The sequence below is a fragment of the Terasakiella sp. 4MB5A genome (genome assembly GCF_050058155.1).
GTDB classification, from domain to species: Bacteria; Pseudomonadota; Alphaproteobacteria; order Rhodospirillales; family Terasakiellaceae; genus Terasakiella; species Terasakiella halodenitrificans.
Window position 1 is genome coordinate 1204549 of sequence record NZ_CP188815.1, and the last position, 18265, is coordinate 1222813.

Below are 18265 nucleotides of genomic sequence, written 5' to 3' on the forward strand. Positions count from 1 at the left end.
TTCCATGTTGAAAACAACCTTTCGCAGTTTCGTTCTTGCTGGCGCACTGATCGTCGCTTTGCCTGCCTTTGCTGCAGACAAGCCTGTTGCAGGCAAAGATCGTGTCGTTGCTACCGTTAACGGTGCTGATATTTATTATTCCGAACTGTTGGAAGCGCAGCGTGCGATGGGCGGTCAGGCACAGGCGATGCCGTTGAATGTTATTCAGGGGTTGCTTGTTAATTCTATTGCTGATCGAAAATTGGTGGCGGCGATGGCCCGTATGGAAGATGTCCATAAAACAGATGAATTTAAAAAACGCATGCAAAGCATCGAAGAACATGTGCTGCAGCGCCAATACCTGATGGCTTATGCAGATAAAGCGGTTACGGATGAAAAAGTAAAAGCCAAATATGACGAAATGGTGAAATCCTTTAATCCGGAAAAGCAGGTTCATGCCCGCCATGTTCTGTTAAAAACAGAAGACGAAGCCAAAGCGGTCATTAAGGAACTTGAAGGCGGAGCGGATTTTGCTGAATTGGCAAAAACCAAATCTACAGGCCCGAGCGGCCCGAACGGCGGTGATCTTGGTTTCTTTGGGACAGGTCAAATGGTACCGGCATTTGAAATGGCTGCGTTTGAGCTAAAAGAAGGCGATTTTTCCAAGAAGCCTGTGAAAACACAGTTTGGTTACCATGTGATCAAGGCCGAAGCCTTTCGCGTTTCTGAACCGCCGAAACTGGAAGAAGTCGCTGACAAGATTAAAGGTGATCTGGCAAATGATGCTGTGACATCCTATATCGAAGGCCTGCGTAAAAAAGCTGAAATCAAAATGTTTGACGAAGTTGGAAAAGAGATCAAAATGGACGAATAATCCGTCCGGATAATTGAATAACGACCCATTCATCCCCGGTGCTACACCGGGGATGCTTTATCTTAAAGGCATTGAAATATGACTGACATTTCTCCTCTTGCGCCTAAGCAGTTTCCTAAAGTTTCTCCTGTTAACGGTGTGCGTTTTGTGACCCGTGGGGTAGGGGTCAAATATAAAGACCGTACCGATTTAATGGTGGCTGAACTCGTTGAAGGCAGCAGCATTGCAGGTGTTTTTACAAAGTCTCTGACCGCATCGGCTCCTGTTGATGCATGTCGTGCAGCGTTGAAAGCAGGTAAGGGCCAAGTGCGATGCATGATCGTCAATTCAGGAAATGCCAATGCTTTTACCGGTAAAAAGGGTAGTGCCTCGGTTGATCGGATTGTGCGGGCTGCGGCAGATGTGTTTGGCTGCACACCAGAAGAAATTTTCACTGCTTCTACAGGGGTAATTGGTCAGCCGCTACCCGATGGTAAAATCACTGATGCTCTGGCGGATATGAAAGGTCATTTAGGCGAAGCGGATTTTGAAGCGGCGGCTAAAGCGATCATGACGACGGACACTTTCCCCAAAGCTGCGTCTAAAACCGTTCAGATCCATGGGGCCGATGTAGTGATTTCCGGGATTGCCAAAGGTTCCGGTATGATTGCGCCAGATATGGCGACCATGTTGTCGTTCATTTTCACTGATGCGAAAATTGCCCCGGATGTGTTGCAGGCTGTTTTGCGTGACGCAACCGATAAATCTTTTAATGCCATTACGGTGGATAGCGATACGTCCACAAGTGATACCGTTTTGTTTGCGGCGACCAACCAGGCCGCCCATGATGAGATTACATCTTCTGATGATGAGGCTTTATCTGCTTTTAAAGCGGCATTCGAAGAATTGATGGTTGATCTTGCCCAGCAAGTTGTACGTGATGGGGAAGGGGCAAGTAAGTTTATTACTGTGACGGTCACCGGGGCTGAAAATGACAAGGCTGCGAAAACCATTGCGTTGGCGATTGCAAATTCCCCGTTGGTTAAAACAGCAATTGCCGGGGAAGATGCCAATTGGGGGCGTGTTGTGATGGCAGTTGGCAAGGCCGGTGAAAAAGCGGACCGCGATAAATTGCAAATCTCGATGGGGGGCGTGATGATTGCGGGTGAGGGCGAGGCCGTTGATGATTATGACGAAGGCCCGGTTGTCGCCCATATGAAAGGTCAGGAAATCGATGTGTTGGTGGATGTCGGGATTGCGACAGGCAAAGCCACGGTTTGGACCTGTGATTTGACGCATGGTTACATTGCGATCAATGCAGATTATCGTTCCTGATTGATAAAGAAGAATAACGGGTAAAAATCACATGGCTTTGATTGAAGAAGACGATATGGGCTGTTATGGCATGCAGGTTACCAAACATGGTTTGCCAACCTTGTGGGTGTCTGCTGTTGCAATGGTCGATATGGACGGGCGCGTCTTGATGGCGCAACGCCCGGAAGGTAAATCTTTGGCCGGATTGTGGGAATTCCCCGGTGGCAAGGTGGAAGAAGGTGAAACACCCGAAGCCACCTTGGTGCGTGAATTGCACGAAGAATTGGGAATTGATATTTCGGAAAGCTGTTTGGCTCCTTTTACATTCGCCTCTCATTCCTATGATAATTTTCACCTGTTTATGCCGCTTTATCTATGTCGCGTATGGAAAGGGGAACCACATGGAAAAGAAGGACAAAAACTGAAATGGGTCTATCCGCATAAGATGGTGGACTTGCCCATGCCAGCGGCAGATGTTCCCTTAATTGCCATGTTGCGTGATTTCCTGTCTTAGAAAAAAGCACAAATATTGGTCTTGCATCTGTGCGCGTAAAAGAGTAAACGTCTCGCTTCGCCCTGCCCGAAGTTGGCAAGGCTTTGAAACCTGCTCCTTGAATTTATATATACGGTGATGTTATGGCTGTGCGTTCTGCCACGATCAATGTAATGGCAAAAGCTGTTGAGGCTGCTTCTCGCGGTTTGCTGCGTGATTTCGGTGAAATTGAAAACCTTCAGGTGTCCAGAAAAGGACCAGCGGATTTTGTAAGCACAGCGGATACCCGTACTGAAAAAATTCTGATTAAAGAACTGACTAAAGCCCGTCCGGAAGTTGGCTTTTTGTTGGAAGAAGGCGGTGAAATCAAAGGCGAAGACGAAACCAAACGCTGGATTATCGACCCGTTGGATGGGACGACAAATTTCTTGCACGGTATTCCTCATTTCGCAATTTCGATTGCTTTGGAAGAAAACGGTCAAATCATTGCCGGTATGGTTTACAATCCGATTACAGATGAAAAATACTGGGCTGAACGTGGTCAAGGCGCCTTTTTGAATGGCCGCCGTTTACGTGTTTCTGGTCGCCGCACGATGGATGAAGCCGTTTATGCGACAGGGATTCCGTTCCGTGGGCGTGGGGATCATGGCCGTTTTCTGAATGAGCTGGAAGCCATTATGAAAGTTTCTGCGGGGGTGCGTCGTTTTGGGGCGGCGTCTCTTGATTTGGCCTTTGTTGCAGCAGGCCGTTATGACGGGTACTGGGAAACAGGTTTACAGCCGTGGGATATTGCCGCCGGGGTCTTGCTGGTGAAAGAAGCAGGTGGTTTTGTCTCAGAATTTGATGCGCGCCAGAAAATGTTGGAAAGCGGCAACGTTGTTTGTGGAAATGAATTCCAGCATAACCTGCTTTTGAAAACATTCCGGGATGCAAGAAAACGCGCCTGAGTTGATTGAATATGAAAAAAGGCTCTTTTCATTTTGAAAGGAGCCTTTTTTTTGGCTTATATGGTTGTTTGTAAGTCAAAGCTTGGGTATCTTGTTTTAATTCGATTTTTATGCATGTGGGAGTACCCCACTCACGGGGGTATGGTTTTATGGGTAAATGGACTGGTTATCGTAAGGTTCTTCTTTGTTCGGCTTTTCTGGGCGTGATGACGCTAGGGACAGTTGCGCAAGCACAGGTTTTGGCAAATTTTGATAATAATGTCATGGTGGATTTGTCCGTTCTTGATGATCGCGGTGTGCGTGCAGCTTCACCATCCGGTGTGAACCCGTATGTTTCGACAAAAATGCCGCCAGCGCAAATGCCGCGTTCGCAATTTTATGGTTTGCCACAAGGGGTGCAATCGCGCGCGAGCGTGAGCTTGATTGAACCAAACGTCCCGGCAGAGGGAATGCCACCGAAATCCCGTTTGTTGGTTCAAGCCCCGGATCTCGGCGAAAAGCCGATGTTGAAAATGCCGGATGCATCGACCTCCAAGATTACATTGAAAAAACCGATTGCAGCGCCCAAAGTCCCAGTGACGCGTGTCGCTGTTGCTGAAACCGCACCAAAGCCGATGGCCAAAGTGGTAACGAAACCTGAAGTGGTTGAACCTGTTGCGGCAAAAGAAGTTGTCGAGGTTAAGCTTCCTACACAAGTTGTCGAGCCTGTGTCTAAAGAAATCGCACAAGCGGAAACGAATGTAGAAACTGTGAAAGTGGCTGAACCGAAGCCGATTGTTGAAAAAACAAAAGTGGCAGAAGCACCGAAAGTGGAACCAAAGCCGCAACCGGCCCCTGAAACGGTAATGGCGGAAGCCCCACCTCCGCCCCCGAGTACGGCGATTGAGCCTAAAGAAGTCACCTCTGCTATTTCTACGGAAAGCGAAAATAAAACAACCACGGCTTCTTTACCTACGCAAAGTGAAGCCGCTATTCGTGTTGTTTTCCAGTCTGGTCGTAGCAAGTTACCATCCAGCGTTGAAACAGATTTGAAAAAAATGGCGGAAGATTTGCGCAGCCATCCCGATGACCGTGTTCAGTTGCAAGCTTATGCGGGCGGGGAAGACCTGTCAGCGAGTAAGGCGCGCCGTTTGTCTCTGTCTCGTGCTTTGGCAGTACGGTCTTATTTGATTGATCAAGGTGTACAAAGCACACGAATTGATGTTCGTGCGTTGGGCAACAAGACCACAGAAGAACCGTTTGATCGTGTGGATGTTGAAATTACGCCGCGCTAATCCAATCATGTAAACTCAGGTGTGGAGCCTCCTATGACTCGTCCCAAACGTTATCTCATTCGGATGGTTTTGTTCCTGCTGGCTGTCATGGCCGCAGCCGTTTTGCTGTTTGGGCAATTACAGGATGCCTTTTTTGCCAATGCCGCGCTTAACGGCTTGATCTTGGGTGTATTATTAATCGGGATTTTTAACAATTTCCGACAAGTTCTTATGCTGGACCCGGAGGTCCGCTGGATTGAAGATTTTAAATCGGATCGTCCAGGTGTCCGTTCTGACAGTTCGCCACGCCTGCTGGCGCCCATGGCGACTATGCTGCGCGAACGCGAAGGTGGACAGTTTACCTTGTCGGCTTTATCAACCCGTTCTCTTTTGGATGGGATTGCGACCCGTTTGGAAGAACAACGTGATTTATCCCGCTACAATATTGGATTGTTAATTTTCCTTGGTCTGTTGGGGACTTTTTGGGGGTTGCTTAGCACCGTTGGGTCTATTGGTGATGTTATCAGTAATATTACCATCGGCAATGGGGGTGACCTTGGTGTGGTCTTTAACGAATTGAAACGTGGTCTAGAAGCTCCGATTGAAGGGATGGGAACGGCGTTTAGTTCATCTTTGTTCGGCTTGGCGGGATCTTTGGTTCTGGGCTTTTTGGATTTACAAACCGGACAATCGCAAAATCGATTTTACACCGATCTGGAAGATTGGCTTGCCAGTCAGACGCGACTATCCAGCGGTGCACTTTCAGATGCGGCAGGGGATCAGTCTGTTCCGGCTTATGTACAAGCCTTGCTAGAACAGACCGCAGATAGTTTGGAAAAACTACAACGCACCATGACACGTAGCGAAGAAAACAAATCTCAAACCACCAATCAGATGATGGAACTGACCTCCAAGTTGGGAACGTTGAGTGATACAATGCGCACAGAACAAGCCTTGATGGCAAAGCTGGCAGAAGGCCAGTTGACGCAGAAGGCGATTTTAGAAAAAATTGCGCATGGCAATGGTGGTGGCGGGCTGGATGAAAGCAGCCGGAGCCATTTGCGTAATATCGACCTTTATGCACAAAAACTGATTGAAGAAATCAGTGGTGGTCGTGAAGAAGTGATTTCTCAGGTTCGTCAAGAAATTCGACTTTTGGCCCGTACAATCGCAGCCAAGGACGGCTAGGATGGCATTTGGGCGACGCAGGCGCATTCATCAGGATAATATTTGGCCGGGGTTCGTGGATGCCTTGGCAACCTTGTTGATGGTCATCATTTTTCTTTTGATGATTTTTGTTCTTGCGCAGGTCTTTTTGAATGAAACCCTTTCTGGTCGAGAAAGTGCCTTGGAGAAGCTCGGCTCTGATATGAGTGAGTTGACGGAACTGTTGAATTTGGAACGTAAGGCCAATAAGGATTTACGTTCTAATATGGCGGGATTATCACAGGAATTGCAGGCATCCCTGCGTTTGCGCGATGAATATTCGCTCAAACTAAAAGGTTTGGAAGATAAGAACCAGCAACTGAATGAGCGTCTCGCGGACGCCTTTCAAACGATTGAAGCTGATAAAGAAAAAATAGAATTAAAACTGGCGGAAGTAGCGAAGCTGCAACAGGATGTCGCTGCACTTGAAGCTTTGCGCGAAGAATTGACTAAAGAAGTGCAACAGCAAGCTTCAAAACTGGAACAGAAAGACGGACAATTGATTGAAGAGCGCAAGATTGCTGAAAGTGAACGCGCGCAGCGGGCTTTGCTCAATCAACAAATGGCGGCTTTGCGCGAACAATTAAGTGCGATCCAAGAAGCCTTGGATGCATCTGAAGCCCTGAACAACGATCAAAAAGCACAAATTAAATCGTTGGGAAAACGTCTGAACGCGGCCCTTGCGACCAAAGTGCAGGAATTATCTAAATATCGATCTGAATTTTTTGGGGAGTTGCGCAAGGTTTTGGGCAATCAATCCGGGATTCGAATTGTGGGGGATCGTTTTGTCTTTCAATCGGAAGTCTTGTTTAATTCCGGTGAAGCTAAACTTGGTGAGGCGGGCAAAGCCCAATTGGGACAACTGGCCCTGACATTGTTGGAAATTTCGCAAAAAATTCCGGCAAAAATTGATTGGATTTTACGGGTTGATGGGCATACGGATAATGTGCCGATTGCAACCGCCAAATTCCCATCCAATTGGGAGCTTTCCACCCAGCGCGCAATTTCTGTGGTTAAGGAACTGATTACGCACGGGATTGCACCTGAACGTTTGGCCGCAACCGGCTTTGGTGAATTTCAGCCGTTGGATGGGCGTCATGATGAAATTGCAAAAAGACGCAATCGCCGTATTGAATTGAAACTCACACAACGCTAAAAGGGCGTACTTGCCCTTATTCAGCCAAAATTACCTCGCATAAGTCCTAAGTTTTAATAGCTCCAGCAAAAGCAGAAGCCCATATGTTTGTTTTATTTCTTGTTGTCTTTATTGATCTGGTCGGTTTTGGCATTGTTATCCCTTTATTACCGTTTTTTGGGGAACACTTTAATGCAAGCCCCGATGTTGTAACGCTTTTGTTGGCGACTTATTCAGTGACACAGTTGATATCAGCCCCGGTTTTAGGGCGTTTGAGCGATCGATACGGGCGTCGGCCTATTTTGCTTTTCTCTTTATTAGGGTCGATCATTACGTATGTTTGGCTGGGTTTTGCTGAAACATTAATGATGTTATTCATTGCACGTGCTTTTAACGGGTTTATGGCGGGTAACATTGCGACGGCATTTGCTTATATCGCAGATATAACGACACCGGAAAACCGGGCGAAAGGCATGGGTGTCATTGGGGCAGCTTTTGGTTTGGGCTTTATTATGGGGCCAGCAATCGGTGGTGTGTTGGCTGGTCCGGATGCGGCAAATGCGAATTTCCAGCTTCCGGCCCTGTGTGCCGCCGGACTGTCCGCAATCGCGTTTGTGATTGCGTTGGTGAAATTAAAAGAGTCCATGACGGATGAAACCCGTGCAAAAATTGCTGCCTTACCCCCGCGCAAGCATTGGAAGTCTTTCTTTGAAACATTGTCGCGCCCGCATTTGGGTTTTCTCATCGGCTTGTCGTTTGTTTGTACATTTGTCTTTGCCGGTATGGAAACCACATTTGCCATGTGGACACGTCGCCAATTTGATTGGGGACCGGAACAGAACGGATATTTATTCGCTTTCCTCGGAATTATCAGTGCGCTTATTCAAGGGGGGCTGATTGGTCGCTTGTCCAAAAAATTTGGCGAAGGAAAATTGGTGGTTGCAGGAACCTTGTTCCTGGGGGCAGGGCTGGGTCTTATTCCGCTAAGCCATACTGTGCCCATGCTGATGGCGGCGACAATGGTATTGGCGATTGGTTTTGCTTTGTCCACACCGTCATTAAACAGCCTGATCTCGTTTGAAGCTTCCGAGACAGAACGTGGCGGTGTTATGGGGGCAAGCCGTTCTGCATCGACCTTGTCCCGTGTGTTGGGACCGGTTCTGGCCGGTGTTCTGTTTGCACAGATCGGGCGTGATGCGCCTTATTATGCCGGGATGGTCATCATGTTGATTGCGACGATACTTGCCTATAGCAAGTTGATGTCTAAAAAAACGCGCAAACCTTTGGAAGCCAACAAATAATGTTTTTATATTGAGGCGCGGCGGATGTCACCGACATGAACACCGTTACGATTCTTGAGGGGGTGGACCAATAGGTCCAGAACACCGGCTTTATCAAAATCGTCTTTGGTAAAGACGCCAAGATCTTCCAGTACAATGCTGAGCATGGTTTCTGCGCCGCGCACAGCTCCATCATCACATTTGACAGCAATCCCTAGACCGCGTTCGGGGACAAAAGCACAAAAGACACCTTCCGCACCGACTTTGCTGAAGATGCGCCCAGGGAAGGCTTCCATTAATCGCGTATCATAACGGTCTTTGCCTGCGACCATATAAGGGTGGGCAAGGACTGCTTGTGTGATACGGGTTATTGCGTTGGTGCGATCTGGTGAAAAAAATAAATCGGGCCGACTGTATTTGGCAAATCCGAGAGCGAGGTTTTTCAAGGGAACTGCCCATGTGGGAATATCGCAACCATCGATTCCAATCGGGGCCGCGGAAAGATCGATTTCACAGACATCTTCCAGTGTATTTCGAATTTTTTGCTGCAAGATGTGATCAGGTTGACCGTACCCGGTGGGCATGATCTTTTCTTTTTTAAGATAGGCCAGAAAACCGGAATGCTTGCCAGAACAGTTGTTGTGCAGGGAACAGGGCGTTTCCCCTTCCATTGCAAGATGGCGGCCTGCTTCTTCGCTCATGGGCCAATGGGAGCCACATTGCAGCATGTCCTTGGATAAGCCGAGTTTGTTTAACATGGCTTGTGCCACACCGACATGAACGACTTCCCCGTTATGTGAGGAGCAAGCAAGTGCAATTTCTTCATCGTTGAAACCGTAAGTCTCAGCAGCACCGCTTTCCATCATGACCAAGGCCTGTATGGCTTTAATGCTGGATCGGGGAAAGACGGGGCTGTCAATGTCACCTTGGGACGCGATGATGTTACGTTGGGTGTCTACAACACAAAAGGCACCACGATGTTGGCTTTCAACGGTGGACCCGCGTGTGACTTCAATCAAAACGGGGTTCATTATAAGGTGACTTTCAGCTCTTCACTTAATCGTTCCAGTAAATTGGCTTGATCACGTGTGCCAATCCAGTTTGTGCCGTCATAAGCATAATGCGTTGCCCCGCTTTTTGGGGAGGCCATCCAAATCTCACGATTGGGGCCGTGTTTGTTGATGATATAGATACCACCTGCATCCAGTTCGATATTGAGAATCCCGTCTTGCAGATCGACATCAGCGTCACCTCCAATGGCATCATCGAGTTGATCGAACAGATTTTCAAGCAGTTCGTCCGCAATTGCGTTAAAACGGGTTTCATCAAGTGCCATTGGAATTTCCCTTATAATGGTCAAACACTCAATCGGATATAGCAACGTGGCAAGGTGGCGGCAAGGTGATTTACATAAAAATGCAAAGAAGGCCTTGCACAGGACAAGTATAGTCGGTATATAGGCGCCTCGTTTTCCCGACAACTCTGTCCTGCCTTGTGCGGGGCCTAAGAAACTGAGACGAAGATATGAAAAAAGACATTCATCCTGAATACCACGAAATCACCGTTCAAATGACAGACGGTTCTACCTTCACAACACGTTCCACTTGGGGCAAAGAAGGTGACGTTATGAAACTGGACATCGACCCGAAAGCTCACCCGGCATGGACAGGCGTTCACCGTTTGCTTGACGCTGGCGGGCAGCTGGCGAAATTCAACAAGCGTTTCTCCAACTTCGGCATCAAATAAGGCGCGCGCAAGTTATTTTGCGACCCTCTTGTGTCGGGATAGACGTTCCTTAGAATCCGTTTGGATTTAGGAAAAGAGAAAAAAGGCGATAGATCTTTACAGGTCTGTCGCCTTTATTTTTATGATTTGGGTTGCAAAAAGAATAGAAGACCGCAAAACTATCCAAAGAGATAAAAAAATAAGAGACAGTGTAGGCCATGAAGGATATCGATAAAAAACGCGCTGCCAACGAGAAACTCACGTATGAAGAAATGCAGGAGTTGGCATCACATGATGATGTGAGCGTGCGTTGTCTATTGGCACAACGTGAAGATATCCGACCTGAAATCCTTTATTATTTGGCAGAAGACGAGGAAATGGAGGTCCGGCGCCATATCGCGTTGAACCCGGCCACACCGCGTCAGGCAGATCTTTTGCTGGCAAGTGACCGTGACGAAGACGTGCGTCTGCCACTAACTGAAAAAATTGCCAAGCTTGCCCCGGATGTCAGCGAAGCTGAACGTGATAAAATTCAGGCGCTAACCTTTGAAGCACTTATGGTTTTGTCGCGTGATCAGGCGATCAAGGTCCGCCAGATCTTGTCGGAAACCTTGAAAGATGTGGATGGGGTGCCTTGCGATGTTATCCGACAACTTGCCTGTGATATGGAATTGGTTGTTTCCGGCCCGGTGTTGCAGTTTTCCCCGGTTTTAAGTGACGAAGATCTGCTGGAGATTATTTCTTCGACCCACGCGAAAGGGGCGTTGAATGCTATTTCAAAACGCGCTCATGTGTCAGAAACGGTCTCGGATGCGGTTATCTCAACCAATGAAAGAAGTGCGATTGCGGATCTTCTTGGCAATAAAAGTGCACAAATTCGGGAAGAAGCCCTCGATCTTTTGGCTGAACGCGCCCAGGACATTGTTGAATGGCACGTCCCCTTGGTTAAACGCCCGCAATTAAGTTCAAACGCGGCAAAACGAATGGCGCACTATCTGGCAGATAATTTGCTTAAGTCATTGGAGGAACGCAAAGACCTTGCTGATGATGTCATTGTTAGCATTAAGCATGAGGTCAAAAAGCGTATTGAATGCGATGGTCTTGATGCGGAAATTGAAGATGAGGGAGGGATAGGCGACCCGATTGATGAGGTCAAAGAACTTCATAAAGAAGGGAAGCTGAATGAAGAGTTGTTGATCGGCTGGATAGACGATTCGCAATGGCAATATGTTATTGCAGGCCTGTCTGTCCTATCGAAAATGCGTCGTGTGAAAGTGAAAAAAATCATTTCTTCGCAAAGCGCAAAAGGAATGATGGGCTTGGCTTGGCGTGCGGGTATTTCTGCTCCATTAGGAGAAAGTCTGCAGTTTAAATTGGCGAAAATGCCGATTGGAAATATTTTGAAAGCGACACAGGAAGGGGAATACCCTTTAACGGAAGATGAATTGAGCTGGCATTTGGAATTGTTTGGCGAAGATTAAATCTGTTTGAAAAACCGCGAAAAAAAATATTTAACCTTCCCCTTGCGTCCTTGAAAAACGCTGCCTAATTCCTCTGTACACAAGGACGAAACGATGCCGCTAAGCGGGTCTTTCAAATGAAATTCCTTGTTGTGAAACCGCCTTGCCCATGATGGGAAGGTTTATCATTTTCAACCATGTTGCTCAGAGGAGAATATGGACATGCGTAGTTTTGACTTAACACCCCTTTTGCGTTCTTCCGTTGGTTTTGATCGTATGCAGCGCGCTTTGGAAGCTGCCGCACGCCTTGATACAGCCGCTAACACCTATCCGCCCTATGACATTGAAGTCAGTGGGGAAGACGCTTATCGAATTAGTTTGGCCGTTGCCGGTTTCAGCCGTGACGATATTGAGATTACGGTGAAAGAAAACAGCCTTGAAATCACCGCACAAGCCAAAACCGAAGAAGCTGCTGAGCGTGAGTTCCTGCATCGCGGGATTGCACGTCGCGCCTTTGAAAAACGCTTTGAGCTTGCCGACCATGTGAAAGTGGTTGGGGCAAGCATGGATAACGGTTTGTTACATGTGGATCTGGTGCGCGAAATTCCGCAAAGTCTGAAGCCGCGAAAAATTGAAATTACCGCAGATAACCCCAAGGCACTGGTACATAAAGATGCTGCTTAACCCCGCATCTTGATTGCCCCCTCACTCCCAAGTTACCAGTGCAACTCGGCGTGTAAGTTTTATAAACTTGCACGCCGTTTTTTTAATTCTTGTCCAGTTAGTCAAGAAAGTGATAATCTCGGAAATCGGTGCTATTAACAAGGGAGCCATTGGCCCGTGCGTATCGATACTGAAGTCAAACTTGACTATAAAAATGTTCTCATTCGCCCGAAACGATCTTATTTGCTGTCACGTTCTGAAGTAGACATGCATCGTGAATTTAGATTTCCGCATTCCCCATATCATTGGAAGGGTGTGCCGATTATTGCCGCAAATATGGATACGGTCGGAACCTTTCGTATGGCGAAAAAATTGGCAGAACACGGCGCGATGACCGCCTTGCATAAATTCTATGATTTGAAAGACTATCAAGAATTTGTAGAGGCAAGACGTATTGAGGCGGAGGAAAATATCCCTCTGGAACCAGTGGAAGGCGGGCTGAATGCGTGGAATAGCACGTTCTTTTCATTTGGGATTACGGATCAGGATGGTGAAAAGCTGGATGCCGTGATGAAAATTGCGGAAAATCGCCCCAAGGATCAGCCTGTTTTCATTTGCCTGGATGTCGCCAATGGATACAGCGAACGGTTTGCTCGTATTGTGGAACGCATTCGTAAAAAACACACCAATACAGTCATTATGGCCGGGAATGTGGTGACTGGCGAAATGACGGAAGAGTTGATCTTATCTGGGGCTGATATCGTCAAAGTGGGGATTGGGCCGGGCTCGGTTTGTACAACCCGTAAAATGACGGGAGTCGGTTATCCACAATTATCTGCGGTTATTGAATGTGCGGACGCAGCTCATGGCTTGAAAGGTCTTGTGTGTGCGGATGGGGGATGTACGGTTCCCGGTGATGTGGCAAAAGCATTTGCCGCCGGGGCGGACTTTGTCATGTTGGGCGGTATGTTAGCTGGCCATGACGAAAGCGACGGGGAGGTCTTGACCCGTCGTTATCTGACAAATGAGTTGGACGAAAACGGTACACAAATTGTGCGTGAGGAAAAATTCCTCGAATTTTATGGCATGTCTTCTGACACCGCCATGCATAAACACTATGGTGGTGTGGCAAAATATCGTGCCAGTGAAGGTAAACGCGTTGAAATCCCTTATCGTGGCCCGGTGAATGAAACCTTGGGGGAAATACTTGGCGGTGTGCGGTCGACTTGTACGTATGTTGGGGCACAAAGTTTAAAGGAATTATCCAAACGGACGACCTTTGTAATGGTGTCACAGCAAATCAACGAGGTCTTTGGCAAATCTTAATGCGGATGTAATGAAAAGAAGGTTTTTTTGAAAATGAAAGGCCTTCTTTTTGACCTGAAGAGGTTAATTTTTTAGGTTTTAAATCAACATAAAATTATTGTTAAATATTTATTATTACAATTTCGTAATTGACTAAGGTTAATGAATTCTGTTGTTTTCACTTGTATTATTTATTCAACATATAAACATTGGAGTTATGTAATGTCTCACAAATTGAAGCATGCTTTTTTAACCGCCATCTTCGGGTTTGGCTTAGCAACTTCTGCGCATGCTTGGACAGATCAAATTGATCCCAAGAATGACATCAATAGCCGTTGTAAATTTGAACCAGAGGCCCAATGTACGGACGCCATTCGTGTTGGGGCACAAATCGAAGGTGTGGATATGAGCTATTCTTCCATGCCGAAGATGCGTCTGGACGGGGCGAATATGAAACGCATTAATCTGCAAGGCTCCAATATGGAGATTATTAACCTGAAGGGCGCAGACATGACACTGGCGAACCTTTCTTTTGCCCAATTGCATGCGGCAAACCTGCAAAATGCTAACTTGATGCTGGCTAATATGACAAAAACTCTATTGGTTGATGCGGATCTTCGTGGGGCCAACCTGCAAGGGGCGAATATTCAGGGGGCGGTCTTTTTTCAGGCAAATTTAAGCAATGCCACATGGGTGGATGGTCGCGTCTGTGCCGAAGGTTCTATCGGCGAATGTAAATAAGCATATTTGATCTGAATACGGATATTCTAGGTCCAATTAAATCTAAAAAGGCTTTCAGGTAACTGGAAGCCTTTTTTACATCAACGTTGCGGCCATTTGACGTGATGGGTATCGATAACAAAGGGATGGGCGTGCTGCGTTTCTTTGTGGCGATGCTCATGAACATGAGGCTCTGGTCCCTCCCAACCTTCATGGGTGTGGTGATGATGAGGGTCTTTATGGGTATGTGGGTGATCGTGGGAAAGTGCCGGATGAGTATGTTCAATGACAACCGGGTCGTTGGTCGGCCAAAGTTTTAGCGCCCACAGGGTCATGAGAAAAGCCAAGCAGGCGAGAATCGCAAATGTTTGGGAAAGACCGATATTTGCCCCCAACCAACCAGCTAGGCTGTAACCAATAAACCAAGCACCATGAGACAGGGCAAAATTGGCACTGAAATAAGCGGCCCGATCAGACGGGGTGGTTGACCGTGTGACAACCCGAGCGGCAGGTGTTTGAATGAGTGACCAACCTGCCCCCAATAAAAACCAGATAACAAGTAATCCGGCGAGAGGGGGCAGGATTACCCCCCATAAAAGGGCTGATGCAATGAGACTACCTCCTAAGATCATCATCGGACGATCCGGGATCTTTTTTAGAAGTCGCGGCAAAAAGAGTGCGACGAGCATGGACCCTGCGCCTGATGCCATCATCACATAGGCTGTTTCACTTTCTCCCAACCCCAAATGGGCCCGTACATAAATGACCGTATTGACGATAACCATTGCGCCCCCACAGGCGACAGCTCCATGCAAGGCCAATAGGCCGCGTAAACGTGGGGTACGCACGTACGCCTTAACCCCGAAACTAATATTATGCCAGAGGGACGATTCGCGTTCGGCAATGGCTTGTTGGGGGAAGGTTGTGATAACCACTAACGCAGCAGATCCCAAAAAAGTCAGACCATTTAAAAGGAAAAGGCTATCAAAACTCCAGACGGCTAAAAGCAGGGCCGCTAATGTCGGACTGAGCAGGTTTTCAAGGTCATAGGCCAACCGGGAATAAGATAGTGCCTTAGTATAACGTTCTTCGTTGGGTAACAGATCGGGAATCGTGGATTGAAAAAGCGGTGTAAAGCAGGCAGAGCAAACATTAAGGGCAAATATAACCCCATATAACTGCCATTGCGTCGATAAAAACGGCAGGGTGAGAATAAGCCCTGCACGCACGAGATCCAGAAAAATCAGTGTTTGTTTGCGAGGAAGAAGATGGGCAAAACCACCGGCAATTGGCGCAATGCAGACATAGGCGATCATCTTGATGGCAAGGGCGGTTCCCAGAACCTGACCGGCATTTTCACCGGCCATGTCGTAGGCGAGTAAAGCCAGTGCAACTGTAGTCAATCCGGTTCCTATCAAAGAGGTCACCTGTGCACCGAACAGGTTGCGATAGGCCGGGTTTTTGAGGGGGGATTGTGCAGATTGGTTCATATGTCTGACTTAAATTGTAAATAAATAGGTTCGAAGGTTCTAATCCACGTAACGATAAGATATGCTTTAGAATATAACTTTAATAGTACGATTGAACATGCAGAAACTTTTCGTTCTTTCATTTGCTTTGATGATAGCTTCATCCCTGTTTGTCGGTCATGCCTTTTCGAAAGGGTATGTCCCCTATTATGGGATGATTGCAGGTGCCTTTTTTTTATTGGCGATCTTTTTGCCGTTTTTAAGCGAATATAATATTCTGCACCGTGGGTTTTCCAGCATTGGCGATAATTTTAAAAGCCTGATGCATTCTGAAGAACCGACAAAAGGTGAGGTGGAAATCTTACTCCCTAGTCATATGAACCAAGCAGCGAAAACCTACCAGCTTCATGAAAGCGGGAATATCAAAATAGGCCTTTGGGTGGTTATCCTGATTGGATTGGTCTTTTTCGCCATTGATGGTGTTGATTTCTATGTTCTGGGTGACGGCTTAAAATCTGATAATGGGCCGATCAGTAATTTTTAGCTCCGTTTTTCGCTGAGGCTGCGTGCAATTTGGGCAGCCAAGGCGGCATTGTTTTTCAATAAGGCAATATTACTGATCTTGCTTTTTCCCTGACTTAAATCTGCAAGACGTGCCAACAGGTAAGGTGTCACATCACGCCCGCTTACGGTCATTTCCGCTAAAGCCTGCTGTATGCATGTTTCGACATCTTCTTTCGGATATTCAAATTCCGGGTCTATCGGATTACCGATGAGTACACCGCCCTGAAAATGAAGACCATCGGGCCAGCCAACCATATTCCATTTTTGGATTAACAGGTCTGCGATCTCTTCCACATAATCCAGTCGATAGGCCCCCTTAACCCCGCTGTTGCGATAATAAAAGGCCGGAAATTCGTCACAGCCAAACGATATTGTTGGCACACCCTTTGTTTCCAGCACTTCCAACGTTTTGGGGATATCAAGAACAGCCTTGGCTCCGGCGCAGACAACACAGACGTTGCAGCGACCCAGTTCTTCAAGATCGGCAGAAATATCGAACGTTTCGCCCACACCACGATGAACCCCCCCGATACCGCCAGTGGCAAACACACGAATATTGGCTTGTTCGGCAATCATCATTGTTGTCGCAACCGTTGTACCGCCATTTTTTTTCTGGGACAGGGCGTAAGGCATATCGCGTCTGCTGAGCTTAAGGGCGCTTTGGTCCTGTGCCAATTGTTCCAGTTCTTGAAGATTTAATCCAACCCGGATGATGCCGTCGATGACGGCGATGGTTGCTGGGGTGCAGCCGTGTTGCTTGATGGTTTCTTCAAGGGCGAGGGCGGTTTTTAAATTATCAGGATAAGGAAGCCCGTGTGTAATGACTGTACTTTCCAGTGCGACAATGCCTTTTTTATTAAAAAAAGCCTCTTTAACATCATCGCTGATGAGAAGTCTGCGCTGGATCGGCTTTCTCATTCCTTTTTACCTTTCTTTTTCGTATTTTGACTTGCGTCTATGCTTGTCCTAAGGGATGTTATACCAAATAATAAGCATACGGGGGATTGATGTTTTTGTTACGGTTGAAGAAATTGGCAGTTTGTGTTTGTTGCCTTGCTTTAAGCGCCTGTGTCAGCACGCCGTTTAAACAAAAAATTAATCCGTTACAGGAAATTCCCGCGCTGTCTTTCATTCCGAATTCCGTATTTTATATCGGCTCATCTGATAGCGAACGTGAAAAAGCCTATCACATAGATGAAGCTGCCTATAACGTGCCAGTAACGCGCGAACAAAACTGGTATGAGGCAGAATTGCCGTTACAGCAGGTACGCTTGCGCAGTTTTTATATCACGCGCACACCTATCACGAATTTTCAATATGCGGCTTTCGTTCGGGATAGCGGTTACGGCGCACCGGACGTTGATATTGTGGATTGGCAATCTTATGGTTTGAACCATACGTATGAAAGTACGCGCAAATATGCATGGGGGCCAAACGATTATCCTCAAGGGCGTGATCGTCACCCGGTTGTTTTAGTCAGTTATGAAGATGCGCAGGCCTATGCCAAATGGTTGTCAGAAAAAACAGGACAATATTGGCGCCTGCCCAATGAGCGGGAATGGGAACTAGCAGCACGTGGCACCGATGGTCGGGCTTATCCGTGGGGCAATGACTTTAATCCGGCAAAAGCCAACACCGCAGATATTGGACCACACGATACGTTACCTGTGGGCAGCTTCCCGGAAGGGTCCAGTCCTTTCGGTGTGCTGGATATGGCCGGGCAGGTCTATGAATGGACCAGTACACCGGGCGAAGCCTCCCGCATGACGGTAAAAGGCGGGGCCTGGGATGATCGGGGGTGCGGGGTTTGCCGCGCAGCCGCACGTCATCACCGGCGCTGGGATATGAAACATATTTTAATCGGCTTCCGACTTGTGCGTGAAGTCGCAAATTGATTTC

At 47.4% G+C, this 18265-nt stretch carries 19 protein-coding genes; 15 read left to right on the forward strand and 4 right to left on the reverse strand.

Translation table 11 applies throughout. From position 1 onward, the window contains the following. Nucleotides 1-4: 4 nt before the first annotated feature. The 8 genes from ACI0FF_RS05735 to ACI0FF_RS05770 all read left to right on the forward strand — a co-directional run bounded on the left by ACI0FF_RS05735 (nt 5) and on the right by ACI0FF_RS05770 (nt 8481). Nucleotides 5-853: a peptidylprolyl isomerase gene (locus ACI0FF_RS05735; RefSeq protein ID WP_419799169.1), complete on the forward strand. Its 849-nt coding sequence runs from the start codon at nt 5-7 to the stop codon at nt 851-853. 78 nt (nt 854-931) lie between these two features. Continuing rightward, entirely contained in the window at nt 932-2167 is a 1236-nt protein-coding gene (argJ, locus tag ACI0FF_RS05740; RefSeq protein ID WP_419799170.1) for a bifunctional glutamate N-acetyltransferase/amino-acid acetyltransferase ArgJ, read from the forward strand. A 55-nt stretch (nt 2168-2222) separates the two neighbouring features. After that, on the forward strand, nt 2223-2660 hold the full coding sequence (locus tag ACI0FF_RS05745) for a (deoxy)nucleoside triphosphate pyrophosphohydrolase (RefSeq protein WP_419799691.1): 438 nt from the start codon (nt 2223-2225) through the stop codon (nt 2658-2660). Nucleotides 2661-2782: 122 nt separating this feature from the next. Further along, nucleotides 2783-3586 carry an inositol monophosphatase family protein gene (locus tag ACI0FF_RS05750; RefSeq protein ID WP_419799171.1) on the forward strand — a complete coding sequence of 268 codons (804 nt, stop codon included), beginning with the start codon at nt 2783-2785 and terminating at the stop codon, nt 3584-3586. 149 nt (nt 3587-3735) lie between these two features. Further along, nucleotides 3736-4860 (forward strand): OmpA family protein, encoded by a 1125-nt coding sequence (locus ACI0FF_RS05755; protein WP_419799172.1) that lies wholly within the window; start codon nt 3736-3738, stop codon nt 4858-4860. Nucleotides 4861-4893: 33 nt separating this feature from the next. Then, nucleotides 4894-6027, forward strand: coding sequence for a flagellar motor protein MotA (locus ACI0FF_RS05760; RefSeq protein ID WP_419799173.1), 1134 nt, complete (start codon nt 4894-4896; stop codon nt 6025-6027). A gap of 1 nt (nt 6028) precedes the next feature. After that, nucleotides 6029-7201 carry a peptidoglycan -binding protein gene (locus ACI0FF_RS05765; RefSeq protein WP_419799174.1) on the forward strand — a complete coding sequence of 391 codons (1173 nt, stop codon included), beginning with the start codon at nt 6029-6031 and terminating at the stop codon, nt 7199-7201. Nucleotides 7202-7284: 83 nt separating this feature from the next. After that, nucleotides 7285-8481, forward strand: coding sequence for an MFS transporter (locus tag ACI0FF_RS05770; RefSeq protein ID WP_419799175.1), 1197 nt, complete (start codon nt 7285-7287; stop codon nt 8479-8481). Nucleotides 8482-8486: 5 nt separating this feature from the next. Here the strand turns inward: ACI0FF_RS05770 and ACI0FF_RS05775 are convergent, their stop codons facing one another. After that, complete coding sequence (locus ACI0FF_RS05775; protein ID WP_419799176.1) at nt 8487-9491, reverse strand: asparaginase; 1005 nt, start codon at nt 9489-9491, stop codon at nt 8487-8489. Beyond that, on the reverse strand, nt 9491-9796 hold the full coding sequence (cyaY, locus tag ACI0FF_RS05780) for an iron donor protein CyaY (protein WP_419799177.1): 306 nt from the start codon (nt 9794-9796) through the stop codon (nt 9491-9493). The genes ACI0FF_RS05775 and cyaY overlap by 1 nt, the downstream gene beginning before the upstream one ends. A 188-nt stretch (nt 9797-9984) precedes the next feature. Here cyaY and rpmE point away from each other — a divergent pair, with 188 nt between their 5' ends. The 5 genes from rpmE (at nt 9985) to ACI0FF_RS05805 (ending at nt 14354) form a co-directional block, all read left to right on the forward strand. Then, nucleotides 9985-10206 carry a 50S ribosomal protein L31 gene (gene rpmE, locus ACI0FF_RS05785; protein ID WP_417819829.1) on the forward strand — a complete coding sequence of 74 codons (222 nt, stop codon included), beginning with the start codon at nt 9985-9987 and terminating at the stop codon, nt 10204-10206. Nucleotides 10207-10403: 197 nt separating this feature from the next. Then, the gene (locus ACI0FF_RS05790; protein WP_419799178.1) at nt 10404-11666 is read left to right on the forward strand and encodes a DUF2336 domain-containing protein; all 1263 of its coding nucleotides are present in this window, start codon (nt 10404-10406) and stop codon (nt 11664-11666) included. Between the two features lie 201 nt (nt 11667-11867). Then, nucleotides 11868-12329 carry an Hsp20 family protein gene (locus tag ACI0FF_RS05795; RefSeq protein WP_419799179.1) on the forward strand — a complete coding sequence of 154 codons (462 nt, stop codon included), beginning with the start codon at nt 11868-11870 and terminating at the stop codon, nt 12327-12329. Between the two features lie 156 nt (nt 12330-12485). Further along, nucleotides 12486-13634, forward strand: a complete 1149-nt coding sequence (locus ACI0FF_RS05800; protein ID WP_419799180.1) for a GMP reductase — start codon at nt 12486-12488, stop codon at nt 13632-13634. Nucleotides 13635-13835: 201 nt separating this feature from the next. Then, the gene (locus tag ACI0FF_RS05805; RefSeq protein WP_419799181.1) at nt 13836-14354 is read left to right on the forward strand and encodes a pentapeptide repeat-containing protein; all 519 of its coding nucleotides are present in this window, start codon (nt 13836-13838) and stop codon (nt 14352-14354) included. Nucleotides 14355-14434: 80 nt separating this feature from the next. Here ACI0FF_RS05805 and ACI0FF_RS05810 read toward each other — a convergent pair whose 3' ends face one another. Beyond that, the gene (locus ACI0FF_RS05810) at nt 14435-15823 is read right to left on the reverse strand and encodes an MFS transporter (RefSeq protein ID WP_419799182.1); all 1389 of its coding nucleotides are present in this window, start codon (nt 15821-15823) and stop codon (nt 14435-14437) included. Nucleotides 15824-15920: 97 nt separating this feature from the next. Here ACI0FF_RS05810 and ACI0FF_RS05815 point away from each other — a divergent pair, with 97 nt between their 5' ends. Then, nucleotides 15921-16346, forward strand: coding sequence for a hypothetical protein (locus ACI0FF_RS05815; protein WP_419799183.1), 426 nt, complete (start codon nt 15921-15923; stop codon nt 16344-16346). Here the strand turns inward: ACI0FF_RS05815 and ACI0FF_RS05820 are convergent. Beyond that, on the reverse strand, nt 16343-17284 hold the full coding sequence (locus ACI0FF_RS05820; protein WP_426857698.1) for a pseudouridine-5'-phosphate glycosidase: 942 nt from the start codon (nt 17282-17284) through the stop codon (nt 16343-16345). The genes ACI0FF_RS05815 and ACI0FF_RS05820 overlap by 4 nt on opposite strands. A gap of 89 nt (nt 17285-17373) precedes the next feature. Here ACI0FF_RS05820 and ACI0FF_RS05825 point away from each other — a divergent pair, with 89 nt between their 5' ends. Next, a complete protein-coding gene (locus ACI0FF_RS05825; RefSeq protein WP_419799184.1) occupies nt 17374-18261 on the forward strand; it encodes a formylglycine-generating enzyme family protein in 888 nt (295 codons plus the stop codon). Nucleotides 18262-18265: the final 4 nt, after the last annotated feature.